Here is a 16,491-nt window from a genome sequence, read left to right as displayed (position 1 = left end):
TAGGAGTAACCGCATATGGCCGACGAATCGCAACGCCCCATCATCGTCAAACGCATCAAGAAAGGCGGACATGGCCACCATGGTGGCGCCTGGAAGATCGCCTACGCCGATTTCGTGACGGCGATGATGGCTTTCTTTCTGCTGATGTGGCTGCTGGGCTCGGTCTCGCAGGGGACGCTGCAAGGCATTGCCGAATATTTCCGTACGCCGCTCAAGGTCGCACTGGCGGGCGGGCAGGGTGCCGGCGACGCCACCTCGATGATCAAGGGCGGCGGCACCGATCTGACGCGCCAGGCCGGGCAGGTCAAGAGGGCGAGAGAGGAAGAAATCCAGCAGGAAAAAGCCCGGCTGGCGAAGCTACAAAAGAAGATCGAAAGCAATATCCAGCAGAGCGCCGTGCTCAAGGTGTACAAGAACCAGTTGCAACTGGAAATGACCCCGGAAGGGCTGCGCATTCAGATCATCGACGAGCAGAACCGCCCAATGTTCGACTCTGGCAGCGCCAACCTGCTGCCGCACACCCGGGCGATCCTGCAGGAACTGGGCAAGGAGCTCAACGGCGTTGCCAACCGGCTCAGCATCTCCGGTCATACCGACGCCAAACCCTTCGCCGGCGCCCAGCATGGCTATAGCAACTGGGAACTGTCGGCCGACCGTGCCAACGCCGCGCGCCGCGAATTGCTGGCCGGCGGGCTGATGCAGGACAAGATACTGCGCGTAGTCGGTCTCGCCGCCGCCAACCCGCTGCTGCGCAGCAATGTGTTCAGTCCGGAGAACCGACGCATCGCCATCGTGGTGCTTAACAAGGAGGCGGAAGCCTCGATCCTCGGCGATGGCCTGAAGGCCGAGTCGGAAGGCGCTCCCCAGCCGGCCACGGTACCTGCCGAAGTTGCCCCGGCCAGCGGGGAGGCCCATTGAGGCAGGTCCTGCCGGTCGCGATGCGGCATGGGTTCGTCCAACTGGCGGCCGCTCTTGGCGCCTGGTTCCTGATCGCCCCTGCGCTGCAGCCGCTGGCTTGGGCCGTGTTGCAGGGGTTGCTGGCGGCGGCGTTGGCCGGCTTGTTTCGCCTGAGCCGCGGCAGTTGGCTGGCGCACGGCCTGTTCGTTCCGGCCATGGTGTATTGCTACCAGCTGGCCTTGCCGGCCTGGGGCTATCTACTGGCCCTGCTGCTGACCTTCGCCATCGGCCGCAATGCCTGGCTTGAGCGGGTGCCGTTCTACCGCTCGTCACGCCTGGTGGTCGAGCGTCTGGCCGAAGTCCTGCCGGAGCGGGCCCGTCTCTTGGAGGCTGGTTGCGGCGACGCCCGGCTGGCGTTGCGATTGGCTGCGCGCCGTCCCGACGTCCGGATTTCCGCTCTGGAAACCGCGTGGGCAGCCTGGGGCCTGGCCTGGGTGCGCTGGTGTCTGGCAGGTCGCCCTGCTAATGTGCGTATTGCCTGTCGCAGCTTCTGGCGCGAACCGCTGGCCGAGTACGATGCGATCTATGCTTTTCTGTCGCCGCAACCGATGCCGCGGCTGTGGCGGAAGTTCATCGCGGAGGGGCGTGCCGGAAGCCTGCTGTTGAGCAACACCTTTGCCGTGCCCGGCGTGGAACCCCAACGCACCCTCGCGCTGGACGGCCCATTGCAAAAACGACTCTTGATCTGGCGCCACCCACATGGAACTCGCTAACTGGCTACAGTCCATCGCCGACCGGCGCTGGCCCATTCTGCCGGCCACCCTGGACGACGTACAGGCGGCCTGCGCCCGCCATGCCGAGCTGATCAATATCTCCGAATTGTCCAATCTGTGCCTGTCGGACCCCTTGTTGCTGTTCGACCTGCTGCGAGCCATCGGCACCATGTCGGCCTTGCACGAGAACGATGCCGCGCCGACGGTGGAGCAGGCGGTGATGCTGATGGGGCTGGAGCGGGTCACGCGCCGGTTTGCCCAGGTCACCGCCTTGCGACCGCAGGCGGGCAAGCTGGACGACGAGGTGGTCGAGGTCGTGGCCGACTGGCTCGGCCGCAGCCGCGTGGCGGCCTACCTGGTCAAGGATTGGCTGTCGCTGCACGGGGAACACAAGGTCGAGGATTGCTTCGTCGCGGCCTTGCTGTACAACCTGCCGGCCTGCTTCTTCCTGCTGTATCGCAATCAGCTTCCCGACCAGCCCTTGCTGCAGGCGGTGTCGGGGTATTTCGGGCTGGACTATCCCAAGCTGCTGGAGCGCTTCATCCAGGCTGCCGGCTTGCCTCGGGGCTTGCTGACACTGTTGGGGAGCGGCGGTACGACCACACCGCGCAAGCAGCTGCTGAAACTGGCTGTGGCCACGGCCAACGGCATCGGCTCGGGCTGGTGGCGCTCGCCGTGGACGACCGGCATCGAGGTCGCCGCCCGGCAAATGCGCATCAGCTACGAGGAGGCCTATCGCTGTGTGCTTGGCGCCGCCGAGAGCGTGGCGAAGAAGCCGCGCGCCCCGGCCTATACCTATCCGATACGTGAGTTGCTGATGCTGCCGGGGGAACATCCTCCCCGCGCCAGCATGACCGCGACGGCGGCATTGAACGAGGTGGAGCAGCTGGAGCAGCTGATGCGCGAGTCGATCCGCCATCTGGCCAACGATCTGCGCTTCGAACGCATCCTGTTTCTGCGCTACGACCAGGCCGCACACGCTCTGCGTCTGCGCTACCAGATAGGCCTGGCCGAGAGTTCGCCGCTGCGCCGGCTCGCCGTGGAACTGGAACCCGGCTCCTTCTTCGCGCTGCTGACCGGCAAGCCGCAGAGCTTCCACGCTCCGGCGCAGGTGCGCGCCCAACTGGGGGCAAAGTATCAAGACCCGTTCTTCGATCATATCGGCGACGGCGAATTCGCCGTGATGACGCTCTATACCGGCCATACCCTGAGTGGCGTGTTCTACGTCGACAACGGCAACAGCGGCCGAGCGATCGACCCGGATACCTATCATCGCTTCAAGGATCTGGTGACGCGGCTTGCGCGTCACCCTTAACCATGCCTCACCCTTACCGTACCCTCACTTCGCCCCATAACGAGACCCTCAAACATCTGGCACGGCTGGTTCAGTCCGCGCGCGATCGCCGCAAGGACGACGTCATCGTACTGGAAGGCATTCATCTGCTGGAGGCGGCGCTGGAGCAGGGTGTCGCGCCGGCCCAATGTTTCGTCAACGAGGCGGCGCTGGCGCGCCCCGAGGTCTTGCGGCTGCTTGCTCGCCTGCCGCAGACGCTGTCGCCGCTGGTGGTGCCGGAAACCCTGCTGGGCAAGCTGACCTCGCTCTCCAGCGCCCCGGAGCTGATCGCCGTCTGTCAGCGTCCGCACCCACCGCGCCACAGCGGCAGCTGTCTCTTGCTGGAAGACATCCAGGATCCCGGCAATATGGGCACCATCCTGCGCTCGGCGGCGGCCTCGGGGGTGATGGAGGTCTACCTGTCGAAGGGCTGTGCCGACGTGTTTTCTCCCAAGGTGCTGCGCGCCGGCATGGGAGCGCATTTCGTGCTCAACCTGCATGAAGCGGCGGATCTGGCCGAGGTGCTGTCCGGCTTTGCCGGCCGCAAGCTGGTGACGCATCTGGAGGGCAGCCAGTCGCTCTACGCGCAGGATCTGAGCGGCGAGGTGGCGTTCGTCTTCGGCAACGAGGGGGCCGGGGTCTCGGAGGCGCTGCTGGGGCTGGCGGACTGCCGGGTGCGCATCCCGATGCCGGGGCATGCCGAATCTCTCAACGTGGCGATGGCCGCCACCATTTGCCTGTTCGAGCGGGTGCGGCAGCTTGACGTCCTTCCACTGACGGACGCCGGCTAACTTCGCGCCAGCCTCTCCCCGGCGAGGCATGGCGCCGGTGTTCCTTCTTGACGAAGCGGCACGGCTCTACGACAGTGAATGAACATACCCCTTTCGTTGAAATGGCTGTCAGTCATGCGCTTGTCTATCGTTATCGCTTCGATTCTCTCCTCCTTGTTGCTGGCGCCGGCTTCCCACGCGGACGAGGCCAAGGCGAGAAAGCCGTTATCCAGCAAGAAGATGGGCCTCACCATCCGGGTTGAAGGCGAGGGCTGGGGCAGGGCGGACAGGGAGGAAATCGAGACCGTACTCTATTCGGCAGCAGACGAGTTGCTGGACCGTCTTCCCGCCAAGTTGACGGCTCCCATCGTCGTGACGCACGTTGAAGGCAATCCGGTGACGGAGTTCGGGAAGGGGCCGGAGGGGGAATATCTGGTGCATCTCAGCGCCAAGGATCGGCGCTGGTCGCAGTTCGTCTACCAGTTTGCCCATGAGCTGTGCCACATCATGTCGAACTACGAAGCGAACGTCAGCGTTGAAAACACCACCAAATACAACCAGTGGTTCGAGGAAACGCTGTGCGAAACGGCCTCGCTCTACACCTTGAAAAGCATGGCGGTGACCTGGGAAAACTCAGCTCCCTATCCAAACTGGAAAGGTTATGCGCCTGCGTTGAGCGACTATGCCGAGCAGTTCGCTCGCGAAGAGCACCGCCACCTTCCCTCGGGCACCACGCTTGCCGACTGGCTGCGGGAGAACGAGGACAAGCTGAGAAATGACCCCTATCTGCGCGACAAGAACGAGGTTGTCGCCAACCTTCTACTACCCTTGTTCGAAAAGAACCCCGAAGAGTGGGCGGCACTGCACTATCTGAACCTTGACCCAGCCGATGCGAGAGATAGCCTGAAACAGTATTTGCAACACTGGTATGGCAACGCGCCGGCGGAACATAAGAAATTCATTCTCGACATTCTGGCGCTCTTGGGCGTCGAGGGTATCGATCTCGCCCCAATTCAAGTCGCTGCCGGGGAGGCGGCACGGGCGGAAACGGTGGCGGTAGCCGTCCCGCGGGCCCAGGCAGGCCCGCATGGTCCGGCCACCGAATGGAAGAAGTGATGACAGCCAGAGGAAGTTACCGGAACCCGGTCGGGTCACGGCTGTATTTCGCATTGCGTATCCTCATCTCGATTCCCAACTCGTACACATAGCGATCCAGATCCTCATCGGCGCTGGCACCCATCAGGCCCGGCACGCCTTCCTTGCTCAGGGCATGGCTGCCGACCCGGCCGAATTGGCCTGTCGCCTGGTAAGTCTGTACCTCCTGATTAACCGTCTGTCCTTGTTCGGTAAACGACATGTCGTTGACCTGGTCGGCTGCAAAGGCGGCGCTGCCGGCCACTATGCCCGCGGCGGCCAAGGCCCCGTATAGTGAAATGCGTTTCATGATATTTGCCCTTCCCTGATCAAAATGAAAACAGCCCCTTGCCTGGGGTTTCAATCAGCCGGGTGCGCAAGAACCTGCGGGGTGGGTGATGCAGGAGGTGGATAGTGTAGGACGCATCCATGGTTCCAGGCAGCGCTGGGTTTGGGCCCGTTCATTGCCGCTACAGCCGGTCGGTTTCCACCAGAGATCAATCCCAGTATGGTTGTCAGAACAGGGCTTTACAAGAAGCCAGGCGAGGCCGGAAGCGGTAAGCAGGCGCTATCGTAATCGATTCAATGATAGGGAAAATTGGGCGCCAGCCCCGGTTTTCCTGCGTGGCCGCAGCTGCCGGCCATGCCGATAATGATTGTCAAGGGGGTTCTCTCTTAACTAGTTCGCCGGGACGACCCGCAGTTTGCCAAGGCGCTGATGACATCGATCAGGTCGTTCGGACGAGAGACCTTGGAGGCAAAAATGAACAAGGAATCTGCCAGAAAATGGGTCGCCATGGGACTGTTGGCGCTGGCATTGTTGACGCCTGGCTGGGGTGCGGCACAACAGGTGACGTTCGATCGGATCGTGGTGTTCGGCACCAGCCTGTCGGACCCGGGCAATGTGTACGCTCTGACCGGGCAGCAGAACACGCCGCCCTATGACAAGCTGGATCCCTCTGATCCTTTTCTCATCCCTTCGGCACCCTACGCCGTCGGTGGCCATCATTTCAGCGATGGGCCGACTTGGGTCGAGCAGTTTGCTGTAACGCGCGCGCTGGCCGGTAACACCCGACCGGCTTTCCGGGCTTCCAACAACCAGTCGAGCAATTATGCGGTCGGGGGTGCCAGGGCCCGGAACACCGGGGCCTTGAGCCTGTCGGCACAGGTGAGTCGTTTCCTGGCCGATTTCGGCAACGCGGCGCCGGCTGGGGCGTTATACGTGGTGGAAGTGGGCTCGAACGATGTGCGTGATGCCTTTGTCACTCTGGTGTCGGGCGGCGATGCCAGCGGCGTGATTACCGCGGCATTGAGCGCGCTTGGCAACAACATCGAGTTGCTGCATGCGAAAGGTGCACGGAAGTTTCTGGTCGCCGACGTCCCCGATCTCGGACTGACGCCGGCAACGCTGCGCCTGGACCAGATTTCCCCGGGAGCCAGGCAGGCCATGAGTGCACTATCGCTGAGCTACAACATGGGGCTGGCCGACCTGCTGTCGAACTTGCAAACAGCATTTGCCGACAGTCAGTTCGTCCGCCTGAACGTGTTTCAGACGGTCAATGAATTGACGGGCAACCCGTCGGCGTTCGGTTTGAGTAATGTCACGGCGCCTTGCGTCACTCCCAACCTCCCACCGTTCACCTGCAGTAAACCGAGCGTATTCCTGTTCTGGGACGGCATCCATCCGACCAAGACGGTGCATGCCATCTTCTCGAAAAAGGCCGCCCAGGCACTGGCCGAATAACAGTCTGGTGAGCCCTGTTTCTGCTCGGCACGGTTGCCGCGCCGGGCAAGTGGCCTAGTCCAGCGCCACCCACACCTCGCCGCTCATCAGCGGGCGCGCGGTGCGGGTCATCACCACCTCGTCCACGCGCCAGCCGGTGCCGTGCCGGCTGACCCGTGCTTCCAGCGATTGACCGCCGCTGGCGTGCGAGTAGTTCAGCGCCCGTCCTCGGATCACTCCGCCAGCGATTTCGCTCGCCAGCGTGCCTTCGATCGCACAGGCGGCGGCCAGCGCGATGGCGCCGGTGCCGGTGAAGGCGTGATGCAGCCGCCCCATCGACAGGATGCGGCCGTTCAGGTCGTAGCCCGCTGTGAGTGACGGGCTGAGGAAGCTGATCTTGGGGGTGGCGGGGCGTTCGCGCGTGGCGCTGGCGATGTCGCGGGCCAGCCCCATCGCCACGGCACCGGCGGCACGGGCCCATTCCAGCGTCTGGCGCAGCTCGGCCGACAGGTCGGCAGCGGTTTCGAAGCCGGTGAGGCCGAGGTCGGTGGCGCGCACGAAGACCGTCGGATTGCCGGCGTCAATCAGCGTGGCGGCCAGTGCGCGGCCATCGGGCAGGTGCAGCGTGCCCAGCGGGTTGCCGGTGGGGAACAGCCTGCCGGAGGAGCCGCCAGCCGGGTCGAGGAAATGCAGTCGGATCGGCGCGCCGGGGAAGGCCACGCCGTCGATGCGGTAGTCGCCATGCCAGACCGGCTGGCCGCGTTCGATCAGGATGTCGGCGCGGATGCGCTTGCCGATGTTGGCCTGCCAGATGTGGATGGTAAAGGGACCATCCTTGTCGGGCGCCACCAGCCCGGACGAGACGGCGAACAGTGGCACGGCGGCGCTCAGATTGCCGCAGTTGCCGGACCAGTCGATCAGAGGTTCGCCGATGGCGACGTGGCCGAACAGGTAATCGACGTCGCAATCGGGCCGCTGCGACGGCGACAGGATGACGATCTTGCTGGTGCTGGAGATGCCGCAGCCCAGGCCGTCGATCTGCTGGCCATAGGGGTCGGGACTGCCGATTGCGCGCAACAGCAGACGGTCGCGCACCTCCGTGTCCGCCGGCAGGTGGTCGGCGCGAAAGAACAGGCCCTTGCTGGTGCCGCCGCGCATCAGGGTGGCTTTGAGGGAGTGCAGGGTGGTCATGCGGCGGGCTCCAGGGTGAGTTTGCAGGCGGCGATGGCGGCGATGCGCGCCGCGTCGACGGCTTGCGGAATCTGGCGCTTGTCGGCGCAGGACTGGGCGATGGCGCCGGCGTCCACCGAGAGCGCGGCGTCCAGCATGCGCGCCAACCAGTCGACCTGCGGGTAGGCGCACTGTTCGAAATTCAAGCGGCCGCGGGCGTCGGCCAGGCAGGCGGCGAGCATCTGGTGGAAGCGTTCCGGCCGGCGCAGGGCGTCGGTTTCGCGGAACATCTTCAGCACGGTGTCCGGCCGCATTTCGCCGGCCACGTGCACCTTGGTGTGGTTGAGGCAGGTGATGCGCGCCAGGTCGCGGCAGTCGGCGGGGACGCGCAGCCGCTCGCACAGCGCGAGCAGCGGCTGCTCGCCGCGCGCCTCGTGGCCGATGTGGCGCGGCAGCACGTCGGCCGGGGTGAGCGCCTTGCCCAGGTCGTGGGTCAGCGCGGCAAAGCGCACCGGCAGCGGCTGGTCGTGCGCCGCGGCGTAGTCGACGACGCGCATGACGTGGTCGCCGGTGTCGATCTCGGGGTGGTAGTCGGCGCGTTGCGGCACACCGAACAAGGCGTCGACCTCGGGCAGGATGCGCGCCAGAGCGCCGCACTCGCGCAGCACCAGAAAGAAGCGGGAAGGCTGCTTTTCCATCAGGCCGCGCGCCATTTCCTGCCAGACGCGCTCGGCCACCAGCGCATCGACCTCGCCGTTGGCAACCATGCCGCACATCAGCTCCAGCGTTTCCGGGGCGATGGAGAAGCCGAAGCGGGCGGCGAAGCGCGCCAGCCGCAGGATGCGCACCGGGTCTTCGGCAAACGCCGGGCTGACGTGGCGCAGCACGCCCTGTTTCAGATCGTCCTGGCCGTGGTAGGGGTCGATGATTTGCCCGGCCTCGTCGCAGGCCATGGCGTTGATGGTCAGGTCGCGGCGCGCCAGGTCTTCTTCCAGCGTGACGTCGGGGTCGGCGTGGAAGGCGAAGCCATGGTAGCCTCGCCCCGTCTTGCGTTCGGTGCGCGCCAGCGCGTATTCCTCATGCGTTTCCGGGTGCAGGAATACCGGGAAATCCTTGCCGACCGGGCGGAAACCGCGCGCTTTCATTTCTTGGGGGGTGGCGCCGACCACGACCCAGTCGTGGTCGGTGACCGGCAGACCCAACAGGCGGTCGCGCACGGCGCCGCCGACTTGGTAAATCTTCATGTCAACCTTGGTCAATCCTCATGTCAACGTCCAGCTTCGGCGCGAAAGTGTGAGCGCACCTCGTTCGGTTCGGCCTTGCCCAGGTAGAGCGGCGCGATTGCTTCCAGCGCCGTGGGCGTGAAGCCGAGCAGTTCGCTTGGGAAGGGGGTGGTGCCGACGTTGTCGACGGCCAGCGAGCGCACGTTGTCGCGGCTCAGCAGCGTCCGGCCCGGCATATGCTCCATCAACCCGGCCTGCAGCAAGGCCAACCCCTGGGGAAGGCCGACAACGACCGGTTTGTGGCCGCCCAGTCCGGCCACATAGCGAACCAACTGGCGCAGGGTATAGATGGTGGGGCCGGCCAGTTCCAGCTTGCGGTGGATGGTGGCATCGTTGGCGAGGCAAGCTACCATGGCCCGGGCAACATCGTCGACCCAGATCGGCTGGAAGCGGGTATCGGCGCCGGCCAGGGGCAGCACCGGCAGCAGGCGGGCGAGGCGGGCGAACATCGTCAGGAAGCTGTCGCCGCGCCCGAATACCACCGACGGGCGCAGGATGGTCCAGTCGAGCCCACTGGCTTCGATGCGCTGTTCGGCCAAGCCCTTGGTCCGCTGGTAGTCGCTGGGGCCGTTGGGATCGGCGCCGATCGCACTGATGTGGATCAGACGGCGGATACCGTTGGTGCGGCAGGCCTGGATGATCTTTTCCGGCAACGCGACGTGGGCGCGCTCGAACGCCGCCCGGCTGCCGTGCAGGATGCCGACCATGCTGATCACCGCGTCGTGGCCGTGCAGCAGGGCGTCGAGGCTGGCCTGATCGTGCACGTCGACCTCGACCAGCTCGGTCTTGGGCAGCACGATCAGTCTTTCCTTGTGCTGTTCGTAGTTCCGGGTGGCGAAGGTGATATCCAGGTTGGCTTCGGCCAGCCTCTCGGCCAGATAGCCGCCGATGAAGCCGCTGCCACCGATGACGCAGATTCGTTGGTATTTCATTTTTGTCCTCCGCAAGCCTGGCCAGACTGCCGGGTGATCAGCGTGCCGGTATGGTGCCCAGGCGGTTCTTCAGCGAGCGCTCGGTATGCTCGAAGCCGCTGGAGTAGTACGCCGCGTTGGCCATGACCTTCTGAACATAGTCGCGTGTCTCGTCGAAGGGAATGGTTTCCGCGTAAATGGCCCCTTCCAGCGGCTTGCTGTCCTGCCAGCTGCGCGCCCGGTTCGGCCCCGCATTATAGGCGGCGGTCGCCAGCACCGCGTTGTTCGACAGCGAATCCCGCACGTAGCGCAGATACCACGTGCCGAGCTGGATGTTGGTATCGATGTCGTCCACGGCGAAGCTGGCGAGCCCCATTTTCCCTGCAACCCATTTGGCGGTGGCCGGCATCAGCTGCATCAGCCCAGAGGCGCCGACGCCGGAGCGGGCCACGGTGATGAAGCGGCTTTCCTGGCGGATCAGGCCGTACACCCAGGCTTCGTCGATTTCCAGCTGCTTGGCGTAGCGGCGCGTGATGTCGCGGTACGGGGTCAGGTAGCGCAGCGAGAAGTCGTGCTCGTCACGGGTGCGCTCGGCGCTGTAGATCGCCATGTCGTAGAAATTGTGGCGTCGCGCCAGTTCGGCGGCGGCCAGCAGCTGGCCGTCGGAGAGGTTGCGCATGGCCCAGCGCCATTCGCGCTGGGCGTCGGTGCGAAATTCTGGCTTGCGGTAGTCTTCGGCCAAGTGGAACAGCGCCAGGGAGCGGCGCACCGCAGGCAAGGCGTTGATGGTGCTGACGTCCTGCTCTCCAGGGGCCTTGGTCGAGGGCGGGGCGCTCAGCGTGGTGCCGAGTTCTTCTCGTGCCAGCATGGCGTAGTACTGGTGGCCGTTGCTGGCCTGCACCAGCAGGGAGGTGGCTTCGCTGCCCCGCCCCAGCGCCTGCAGCGCCCGGGCTCGCCAGTATTGCCAGGCCGGTTTGATGGCAAGTCTTGCCGGCATGGTGCGGGTGACCTGCTCCAGCACGCTCCACTGTCCGGTGCGCAGCGTTGCACGGGCCCACCATTCCCATTGCTCATCGGTCAGCTGATCGTCGTCGGCCTGGGCGAACCAGGACAGCGCCTGGGCCATCTGCTGGCGTTTGGCGGCCAGTAACGCTAGTTGCCCCCAGGCAAAACCGGCGCGCTCCTTGCCGAGTGACGACTCGATGGCGCGCAGAGCGTCGGCGGCGGCATCCAGATTGGCTCGGCCCTTGTTGCGCACGATGTCGTAGACCAGCACCTCCTGTCCGCCCGGGGTCGATGCATCGGCCGTGGCCGGCTTGGCCAGCATGCCGGCATCCAGTGTCTGTCCGACGGCGGTGGCCAGTTTGCGTGCGGCGGTAAGGTAGTTGCCGGCCAGCAGCAGGCGCACGCGGCGCCACACCCAGTCAGGGCCGATTATCCCTTTGGCGAGGGCGGTTTCGAGCAAGGTCTCGCAGCCGGGGGGCGCATCGCGGCCTTGCAGGAAGGCGGACAGGTCGATGTCGCGGTTGCCCTGGCGCAGCCGGAGCGCGTCGGCGTAGCAGCGCGTTTCTTCGTCTGCGCCTTCCAGCGGAAGGTTTTTCCACTCCTGCGCGAAACGTGCCCACTCCTCGCGCTTGCCCAGGTGTTTCAGCCATTCGTTGCGGATGCGCTCGGGCATCACGCCTTCCTTCACTGTGTTGAGGAAGGTGATGACCTGGGCGTCGTCGTCTTTTTCCAGCGCTTTCCAGGTCAGCCAGTAGGCGGGATAGCTCGCCAACGGATGGCTGGAGGTACTGGAGGCATAGCGCGCCAGCTCGGCCACGTTGTTGGTGCGGAAGGCCTCGCGCGCAGCGATCAGCTCGTCCTCGACGGAGGCGAGAGCGGGTACGGTGGCGGTCAGGGCCATCGTGGCAAGAAAGGTATGGAAGCGTTTCATCAGTCAATTATCCATTATCTGCAGCTGGATGTCGGCCCGCCTTCTGGCGACCTGATAGCCGTTTCCTGATTGGAAACCCTTCGGAACGGAATGGTTCGCTTCCCGTTCCAGCAATTTGTCATGTGCCGTTGATCGTTGAATGGTGCGCTATGCCGAGGTGTCACACCGGCTCAGCGCCGACATTCGTACAATTCGATGGGCAGGCCGTCGGGGTCGGCGAAGAAGCAGAAGCGTTGCCCGGTCACTTCGTCGATGCGAATGGCTTCCAGCGCAATCCCTTCGGCTGACAGGGTGTGGCGGGCTTGCTCCAGGTCGGCGACCGCCAGTGCCAGGTGCCGAAGGCCACAGGCTTCCGGCCGGCTGAGCCGGGCTGGCGGCTCAGGAAAACTGAACAGTTCGATCTGGCTGCCGTCGGGCAGGGCCAGGTTGAGCTTCCACGACTGGCGTTCCTCGCGCCAGGTTTCGCTGACGATCGGCAGGCCCAGGATGCGGTGGTAGAAGTCGCGCGAGCGAGGGTAGTCCGAGCCGATCACGGCGATGTGGTGCAGTCCGATGAGCTGCATCAGCGCTCCCCGGCGGCAAGAGGCCAAGGGCGGGGCCGCGTCACTGCCGTCTCCAGAGTCACTCCTGTCACATTTCCTTGTCCTGCGGAGTGGAGGTTTTTCCCGACGCGATGGAGCGGGCGGCGGCATGGCCGGTCTCGACGGGCTGTCATAGGTTTTTAATATCGATATGCTTTTTACAATCAATTAGACGAATTTGTTATTGGCTATCAGAATGCGTTCATCGATAGATCAATGACGCAACCCCACTTCAAAAGGAGCTGAACCATGCTGAGCAATCACGAAGGTCAACGCGTACCGAACGTCACTTTCCACGTCCGTGAAAACAACGAGTGGAAAGACGTGACCACCGAGCAACTGTTCCAGGGCAAGAACGTGGTGGTGTTCTCGCTGCCGGGCGCTTTTACCCCGACCTGCTCCTCCACCCACCTGCCGCGCTACAACGAGCTGGCACCGGCGTTCTTCGAGAACGGCATCGACGCCATCCTGTGCGTGTCGGTCAACGACACCTTCGTCATGAGCGAATGGGCGCAGGATCAGGAAGCCCAGAACATCGTGATGGTACCCGATGGCAACGGCGAATTCACCGCCGGGATGAACATGCTGGTCGACAAGAGCGATCTGGGCTTCGGCAAGCGCAGCTGGCGCTACTCGATGCTGGTGAAGGACGGAGTGGTCGAGAAGATGTTCGTCGAACCGCAGGAGCCGGGTGATCCGTTCAAGGTGTCCGACGCCGACACCATGCTCGACTACCTCAACCCGAAGGCCAAGAAGCCGGATCAGGTGGTGGTGTTCACCAAGGTCGGCTGCCCGCACTGCGCCCGGGCCAAGGCCTTGCTCGCCGACCATGGCTACAACTTCGTCGAAGTGCCGCTCGACAACAAGATCCGCGGCAAGGTGCTGGGCGCCGTGTCGGGCAAGATGACCGCGCCGCAGGTGTTCATCAACGGTGAGCTGATCGGTTCGGCCGACGACCTGGAAACCCGCTTCGCGCGCTGAGTCCCGGACCCATCTGGCCTGACCTCCCGCTTTCCGCCGGCTTCGCGCCCTGACGCCAGCGGAAGCTTTTCGGGCCGGCTTGTGCCGGCCCATTTTTCCGCCCCGATACGCGACGCCAGCGCAGTGGCGTGACGTATCCCGGCTGAATCTCTCACCCATTCAAGGATATCGATTATGCAGAACCTGACCATCGACGTAGCCATCATCGGCGCCGGCACCGCCGGCCTCGCCGCCTATCGCGCCGCCAAAGCTCAAGGTAAAACCGCCGTCCTGATCGAGGGCGGTCCCTACGGCACCACCTGCGCCCGGGTCGGCTGCATGCCGTCCAAGCTGTTGATCGCCGCCGCCGAGGCCGCGCACGAGCTGCGCCACAGCGCGCCGTTCGGCGTGCACGTGGACGGCGCCATCCGCATCGACGGGCGCGAGGTGATGGACCGCGTCAAGCGCGAGCGCGACCGCTTCGTCGGCTTTGTCGTGAACAGCGTGGAAGGCATCCCTGAACAGGACCGTCTGCGCGGCTACGCCCGCTTCATCGACAACACCCTGCTGCAGGTCGACGAGCACACCCAGGTCAAGGGCGGCCGCGTGGTGATCGCGACCGGCTCGTCGCCGGCCATCCCGGCGCCGTTCAAGGTGTTTGGCGACCGCCTGGTGGTGAATGACGACGTGTTCGAGTGGGACACGCTGCCGCGCCGTGTGGCGGTGTTCGGCCCCGGCGTGATCGGAGTGGAGCTGGGCCAGGCGCTGTCCCGTCTCGGCGTCGAGGTGAGGATGTTCGGCGCCAGCGGCTCGCTCGGCCCGCTCAGCGACCCGGCGATCCGCGACTACGCCCGCCGCGCGCTGGGCGAGGAGTTCTACCTCGACCCTGCCGCCAAGGTGCTGGAGATGCGCCGCGACGGCGACGAGGCGGTGATCCGCTATGTTCATCTCGACGGCGACGAGCGGGAAGAGCGCTTCGACTACGTGCTGGTGTCCACCGGGCGCACGCCCAACGTGCAGCGTCTCGGCCTGGAAAACACCTCGCTGCAGCTCGATGCGCGCGGCGTGCCACTGTTCGATATGCAGACGCTGCAGTGCGGCAACGCACCGATCTTCCTCGCCGGCGACGCCAACAACACCCTGACGCTGCTGCACGAGGCCGCCGACGAGGGCAAGACGGCGGGCGAGAACGCCGCGCGCTATCCGGACGTGCGTCCCGGCCTGCGCCGCGCGCCGATCGGCGTGGTGTTCAGCGATCCGCAGATGATGATGGTGGGGCAGAGCTTCGCTGCTCTGCCAGCAGGTGGCTTCGTCATCGGCGCGGTCAGTTTCGAGGATCAGGGGCGCAGCCGGGTGATGCTGAAGAACAAGGGGCTGCTGCACGTCTACGCCGACAAGGCCAGCGGCCGCTTCCTCGGTGGCGAGATGATCGGCCCGCGTGCTGAGCACATCGCGCACCTGCTGGCGTGGAGCGTGCAGCAGGGCCTGACCGTGGCGCAGATGCTCGACATGCCGTTCTACCACCCGGTGGTGGAGGAGGGCCTGCGCACCGCGCTGCGCGATGCCGCCGCCAAGCTGGCTGGCTGAGTGCTTCGCTGGAAAAGCCAAGGCCCGGATCGTTCCGGGCCTTTTGGCGCTGGTGTTCGGCTGCTAACGTTCAGGACTTGACCGGCCTGAGCCAGCTGAAGCGGCTGTGCCAGATGCTTGGGGCGCGGCGCACCAGATGCCAGGTGGCCAGCACGTTGGCCGAGGCGGTGACCAGGAGCAGCACCGCGACGCTGTCGGACAGCTTGAGAACGACGGCGCTGGCGATGGCCGAGAACACCATGTAGAAGCCGTTGGTGATGTTGTTGGCGGCGATGGCCTGCGAGCGGAAGGCGGCCGGGCTGGCAATTTGCAGCCAGGTATAGAGCGGCACGGTGAAGAAACCGCCGAAGAAGCCGAGCAGGGCGATGTCGGCGATGTGGCGCCAGTTGGCCGGCGCGGCGAGATAGGCGCCGAGCCCGACCAGTTCGCCCTGGTGCAAGGCCAGCGAAGACAGCGCCACGTCGACGCCGGCGGCGGTCATGCCGACGCTGCCGACCAGCACCAGCCCCAGTTGCAGCCGTCCCTGCGACAGCTTGGCGCACGCCACCGAACCCGCGCCGATGCCGATCGAGAACAGCGCCAGCATCAGCGTGTAGACGTTGGCGTCCCCGCCCAGATGCAGCTTGGTGAAGGTCGGCAGCTGGGTGGTGTAGATCGCGCCCATCAGCCAGAACCAGGAAATCCCCAGGATCGCGCTCTTCACATCGGCGATGCGCCAGGCCTTGCCGACCAGCTCGACCGAATCCTTCAGCACGTTGGCCGACAGTTTCAGCTCCGGCGTGGAGGGCGGGGCGGGTGGCATCTGCCGGCTGCAGGCGTAGCCGGCCAAGGCGGTGGCGGAAATCATCGTTACGATCAGCCACGGGCCGCCCTGCGTCATCAGGCTGCCGCCGATCTGGCCGATCAGGATGGCGAGGAAGGTCCCCATCTCGATCAGGCCGTTGCCGCCGACCAGCTCCCGGTCGTTCAGGTACTGCGGCAGGATCGAGTACTTCAGCGGGCCGAAGAAGGCCGAATGCACCCCCATCAGGAACAGCGCCGCCAGTAGCAGTCCGGCGGCGTGAAGGAAGAAGCCGGCGCCGGCCAGCAGCATGATGGCGATCTCCACCAGCTTCACCGCGCGTGCGATGCGCGCCTTGTCGATCTTCTCCGATAGTTTGCCGGCGGTGGCGGAAAACAGGAAGAACGGCAGGATGAACAGGCCCGCCGCGAGGTTGACCAGCATCGCCGGCGACATGCCGCCGATACCCAACCCGTGGTAGCTGATCAGCACCACGATGGCGGTCTTCAAGAGGTTGTCGTTGAAGGCGCCGAGAAACTGCGTGCCGAACAGCGGCAGGAAGCGGCGGCTGGTGATGAACGGGAAGCTGGCGATCACGATAACGAGCACATGAAAGGTGGGTAGCGCATGCTAGCCCATTCCCCTGCGAGTG

15 protein-coding genes are annotated in these 16,491 nt (G+C 64.9%); 8 read left to right on the top strand and 7 right to left on the bottom strand.

Features of this window, described 5'->3' with window-relative positions:
• Window positions 1-15 precede the first annotated feature (15 nt).
• The 5 genes from motB to PSEMAI1_RS0110390 all read left to right on the top strand — a co-directional run bounded on the left by motB (window position 16) and on the right by PSEMAI1_RS0110390 (window position 4,889).
• Window positions 16-918 carry a flagellar motor protein MotB gene (motB, locus tag PSEMAI1_RS0110410; protein WP_024302816.1) on the top strand — a complete coding sequence of 301 codons (903 nt, stop codon included), beginning with the start codon at window positions 16-18 and terminating at the stop codon, window positions 916-918.
• Window positions 915-1,670, top strand: coding sequence for a hypothetical protein (locus PSEMAI1_RS0110405; RefSeq protein ID WP_024302815.1), 756 nt, complete (start codon window positions 915-917; stop codon window positions 1,668-1,670). The genes motB and PSEMAI1_RS0110405 overlap by 4 nt, the downstream gene beginning before the upstream one ends.
• Window positions 1,657-2,985 carry an HDOD domain-containing protein gene (locus tag PSEMAI1_RS0110400; protein ID WP_024302814.1) on the top strand — a complete coding sequence of 443 codons (1,329 nt, stop codon included), beginning with the start codon at window positions 1,657-1,659 and terminating at the stop codon, window positions 2,983-2,985. The genes PSEMAI1_RS0110405 and PSEMAI1_RS0110400 overlap by 14 nt, the downstream gene beginning before the upstream one ends.
• 2 nt (window positions 2,986-2,987) lie before the next feature.
• Window positions 2,988-3,794: an RNA methyltransferase gene (locus PSEMAI1_RS0110395; RefSeq protein WP_024302813.1), complete on the top strand. Its 807-nt coding sequence runs from the start codon at window positions 2,988-2,990 to the stop codon at window positions 3,792-3,794.
• A 78-nt stretch (window positions 3,795-3,872) separates the two neighbouring features.
• On the top strand, window positions 3,873-4,889 hold the full coding sequence (locus PSEMAI1_RS0110390; RefSeq protein WP_198019600.1) for a hypothetical protein: 1,017 nt from the start codon (window positions 3,873-3,875) through the stop codon (window positions 4,887-4,889).
• 16 nt (window positions 4,890-4,905) lie between these two features.
• Here PSEMAI1_RS0110390 and PSEMAI1_RS0110385 read toward each other — a convergent pair whose 3' ends face one another.
• Entirely contained in the window at window positions 4,906-5,217 is a 312-nt protein-coding gene (locus tag PSEMAI1_RS0110385; protein WP_024302811.1) for a hypothetical protein, read from the bottom strand.
• Between the two features lie 453 nt (window positions 5,218-5,670).
• Here PSEMAI1_RS0110385 and PSEMAI1_RS0110380 point away from each other — a divergent pair, with 453 nt between their 5' ends.
• Window positions 5,671-6,651, top strand: a complete 981-nt coding sequence (locus tag PSEMAI1_RS0110380) for an SGNH/GDSL hydrolase family protein (protein WP_024302810.1) — start codon at window positions 5,671-5,673, stop codon at window positions 6,649-6,651.
• Window positions 6,652-6,705: 54 nt separating this feature from the next.
• On the opposite strand, the gene PSEMAI1_RS0110375 is transcribed toward PSEMAI1_RS0110380, so the two are convergent.
• From PSEMAI1_RS0110375 to PSEMAI1_RS0110355, 5 genes are all read right to left on the bottom strand, one after another.
• Window positions 6,706-7,821 (bottom strand): 2-methylaconitate cis-trans isomerase PrpF family protein, encoded by a 1,116-nt coding sequence (locus PSEMAI1_RS0110375; protein ID WP_024302809.1) that lies wholly within the window; start codon window positions 7,819-7,821, stop codon window positions 6,706-6,708.
• Window positions 7,818-9,044 (bottom strand): multifunctional CCA addition/repair protein, encoded by a 1,227-nt coding sequence (locus PSEMAI1_RS0110370; protein WP_024302808.1) that lies wholly within the window; start codon window positions 9,042-9,044, stop codon window positions 7,818-7,820. The genes PSEMAI1_RS0110375 and PSEMAI1_RS0110370 overlap by 4 nt, the downstream gene beginning before the upstream one ends.
• Before the next feature lie 23 nt (window positions 9,045-9,067).
• Window positions 9,068-10,015 carry a complex I NDUFA9 subunit family protein gene (locus PSEMAI1_RS0110365; protein WP_024302807.1) on the bottom strand — a complete coding sequence of 316 codons (948 nt, stop codon included), beginning with the start codon at window positions 10,013-10,015 and terminating at the stop codon, window positions 9,068-9,070.
• A gap of 37 nt (window positions 10,016-10,052) precedes the next feature.
• Window positions 10,053-11,930 (bottom strand): lytic transglycosylase domain-containing protein, encoded by a 1,878-nt coding sequence (locus PSEMAI1_RS0110360; RefSeq protein WP_024302806.1) that lies wholly within the window; start codon window positions 11,928-11,930, stop codon window positions 10,053-10,055.
• Between the two features lie 170 nt (window positions 11,931-12,100).
• Window positions 12,101-12,493 carry a VOC family protein gene (locus tag PSEMAI1_RS0110355; RefSeq protein WP_029770624.1) on the bottom strand — a complete coding sequence of 131 codons (393 nt, stop codon included), beginning with the start codon at window positions 12,491-12,493 and terminating at the stop codon, window positions 12,101-12,103.
• Window positions 12,494-12,760: 267 nt separating this feature from the next.
• On the opposite strand from PSEMAI1_RS0110355, the gene PSEMAI1_RS0110350 reads away from it, so the two are divergent.
• Both PSEMAI1_RS0110350 and PSEMAI1_RS0110345 read left to right on the top strand, forming a co-directional pair.
• Window positions 12,761-13,492: a glutathione peroxidase gene (locus tag PSEMAI1_RS0110350; RefSeq protein WP_024302804.1), complete on the top strand. Its 732-nt coding sequence runs from the start codon at window positions 12,761-12,763 to the stop codon at window positions 13,490-13,492.
• A gap of 174 nt (window positions 13,493-13,666) precedes the next feature.
• Window positions 13,667-15,058: a dihydrolipoyl dehydrogenase gene (locus tag PSEMAI1_RS0110345; protein ID WP_024302803.1), complete on the top strand. Its 1,392-nt coding sequence runs from the start codon at window positions 13,667-13,669 to the stop codon at window positions 15,056-15,058.
• A 70-nt stretch (window positions 15,059-15,128) separates the two neighbouring features.
• On the opposite strand, the gene PSEMAI1_RS0110340 is transcribed toward PSEMAI1_RS0110345, so the two are convergent.
• Window positions 15,129-16,436 (bottom strand): MFS transporter, encoded by a 1,308-nt coding sequence (locus PSEMAI1_RS0110340; protein ID WP_024302802.1) that lies wholly within the window; start codon window positions 16,434-16,436, stop codon window positions 15,129-15,131.
• Window positions 16,437-16,491: the final 55 nt, after the last annotated feature.

Source organism: Pseudogulbenkiania sp. MAI-1 (assembly GCF_000527175.1).
In the GTDB taxonomy this organism is placed as follows: domain Bacteria; phylum Pseudomonadota; class Gammaproteobacteria; order Burkholderiales; family Chromobacteriaceae; genus Pseudogulbenkiania.
The sequence above is the reverse complement of the archived record's forward strand: the minus strand, read 5'-3'. Positions and strand labels throughout refer to the sequence as shown.

Coding starts and splice junctions, on each gene's coding strand:
- motB (WP_024302816.1), top strand. CDS start 16: ATGGCCGACGAATCGCAACGCCCCATCATCGTCAAACGCATCAAGAAA.
- PSEMAI1_RS0110400 (WP_024302814.1), top strand. CDS start 1,657: ATGGAACTCGCTAACTGGCTACAGTCCATCGCCGACCGGCGCTGGCCC.
- PSEMAI1_RS0110395 (WP_024302813.1), top strand. CDS start 2,988: ATGCCTCACCCTTACCGTACCCTCACTTCGCCCCATAACGAGACCCTC.
- PSEMAI1_RS0110390 (WP_198019600.1), top strand. CDS start 3,873: ATGAACATACCCCTTTCGTTGAAATGGCTGTCAGTCATGCGCTTGTCT.
- PSEMAI1_RS0110385 (WP_024302811.1), bottom strand. CDS start 5,217: ATGAAACGCATTTCACTATACGGGGCCTTGGCCGCCGCGGGCATAGTG.
- PSEMAI1_RS0110380 (WP_024302810.1), top strand. CDS start 5,671: ATGAACAAGGAATCTGCCAGAAAATGGGTCGCCATGGGACTGTTGGCG.
- PSEMAI1_RS0110375 (WP_024302809.1), bottom strand. CDS start 7,821: ATGACCACCCTGCACTCCCTCAAAGCCACCCTGATGCGCGGCGGCACC.
- PSEMAI1_RS0110370 (WP_024302808.1), bottom strand. CDS start 9,044: ATGAAGATTTACCAAGTCGGCGGCGCCGTGCGCGACCGCCTGTTGGGT.
- PSEMAI1_RS0110365 (WP_024302807.1), bottom strand. CDS start 10,015: ATGAAATACCAACGAATCTGCGTCATCGGTGGCAGCGGCTTCATCGGC.
- PSEMAI1_RS0110360 (WP_024302806.1), bottom strand. CDS start 11,930: ATGAAACGCTTCCATACCTTTCTTGCCACGATGGCCCTGACCGCCACC.
- PSEMAI1_RS0110355 (WP_029770624.1), bottom strand. CDS start 12,493: ATGCAGCTCATCGGACTGCACCACATCGCCGTGATCGGCTCGGACTAC.
- PSEMAI1_RS0110350 (WP_024302804.1), top strand. CDS start 12,761: ATGCTGAGCAATCACGAAGGTCAACGCGTACCGAACGTCACTTTCCAC.
- PSEMAI1_RS0110345 (WP_024302803.1), top strand. CDS start 13,667: ATGCAGAACCTGACCATCGACGTAGCCATCATCGGCGCCGGCACCGCC.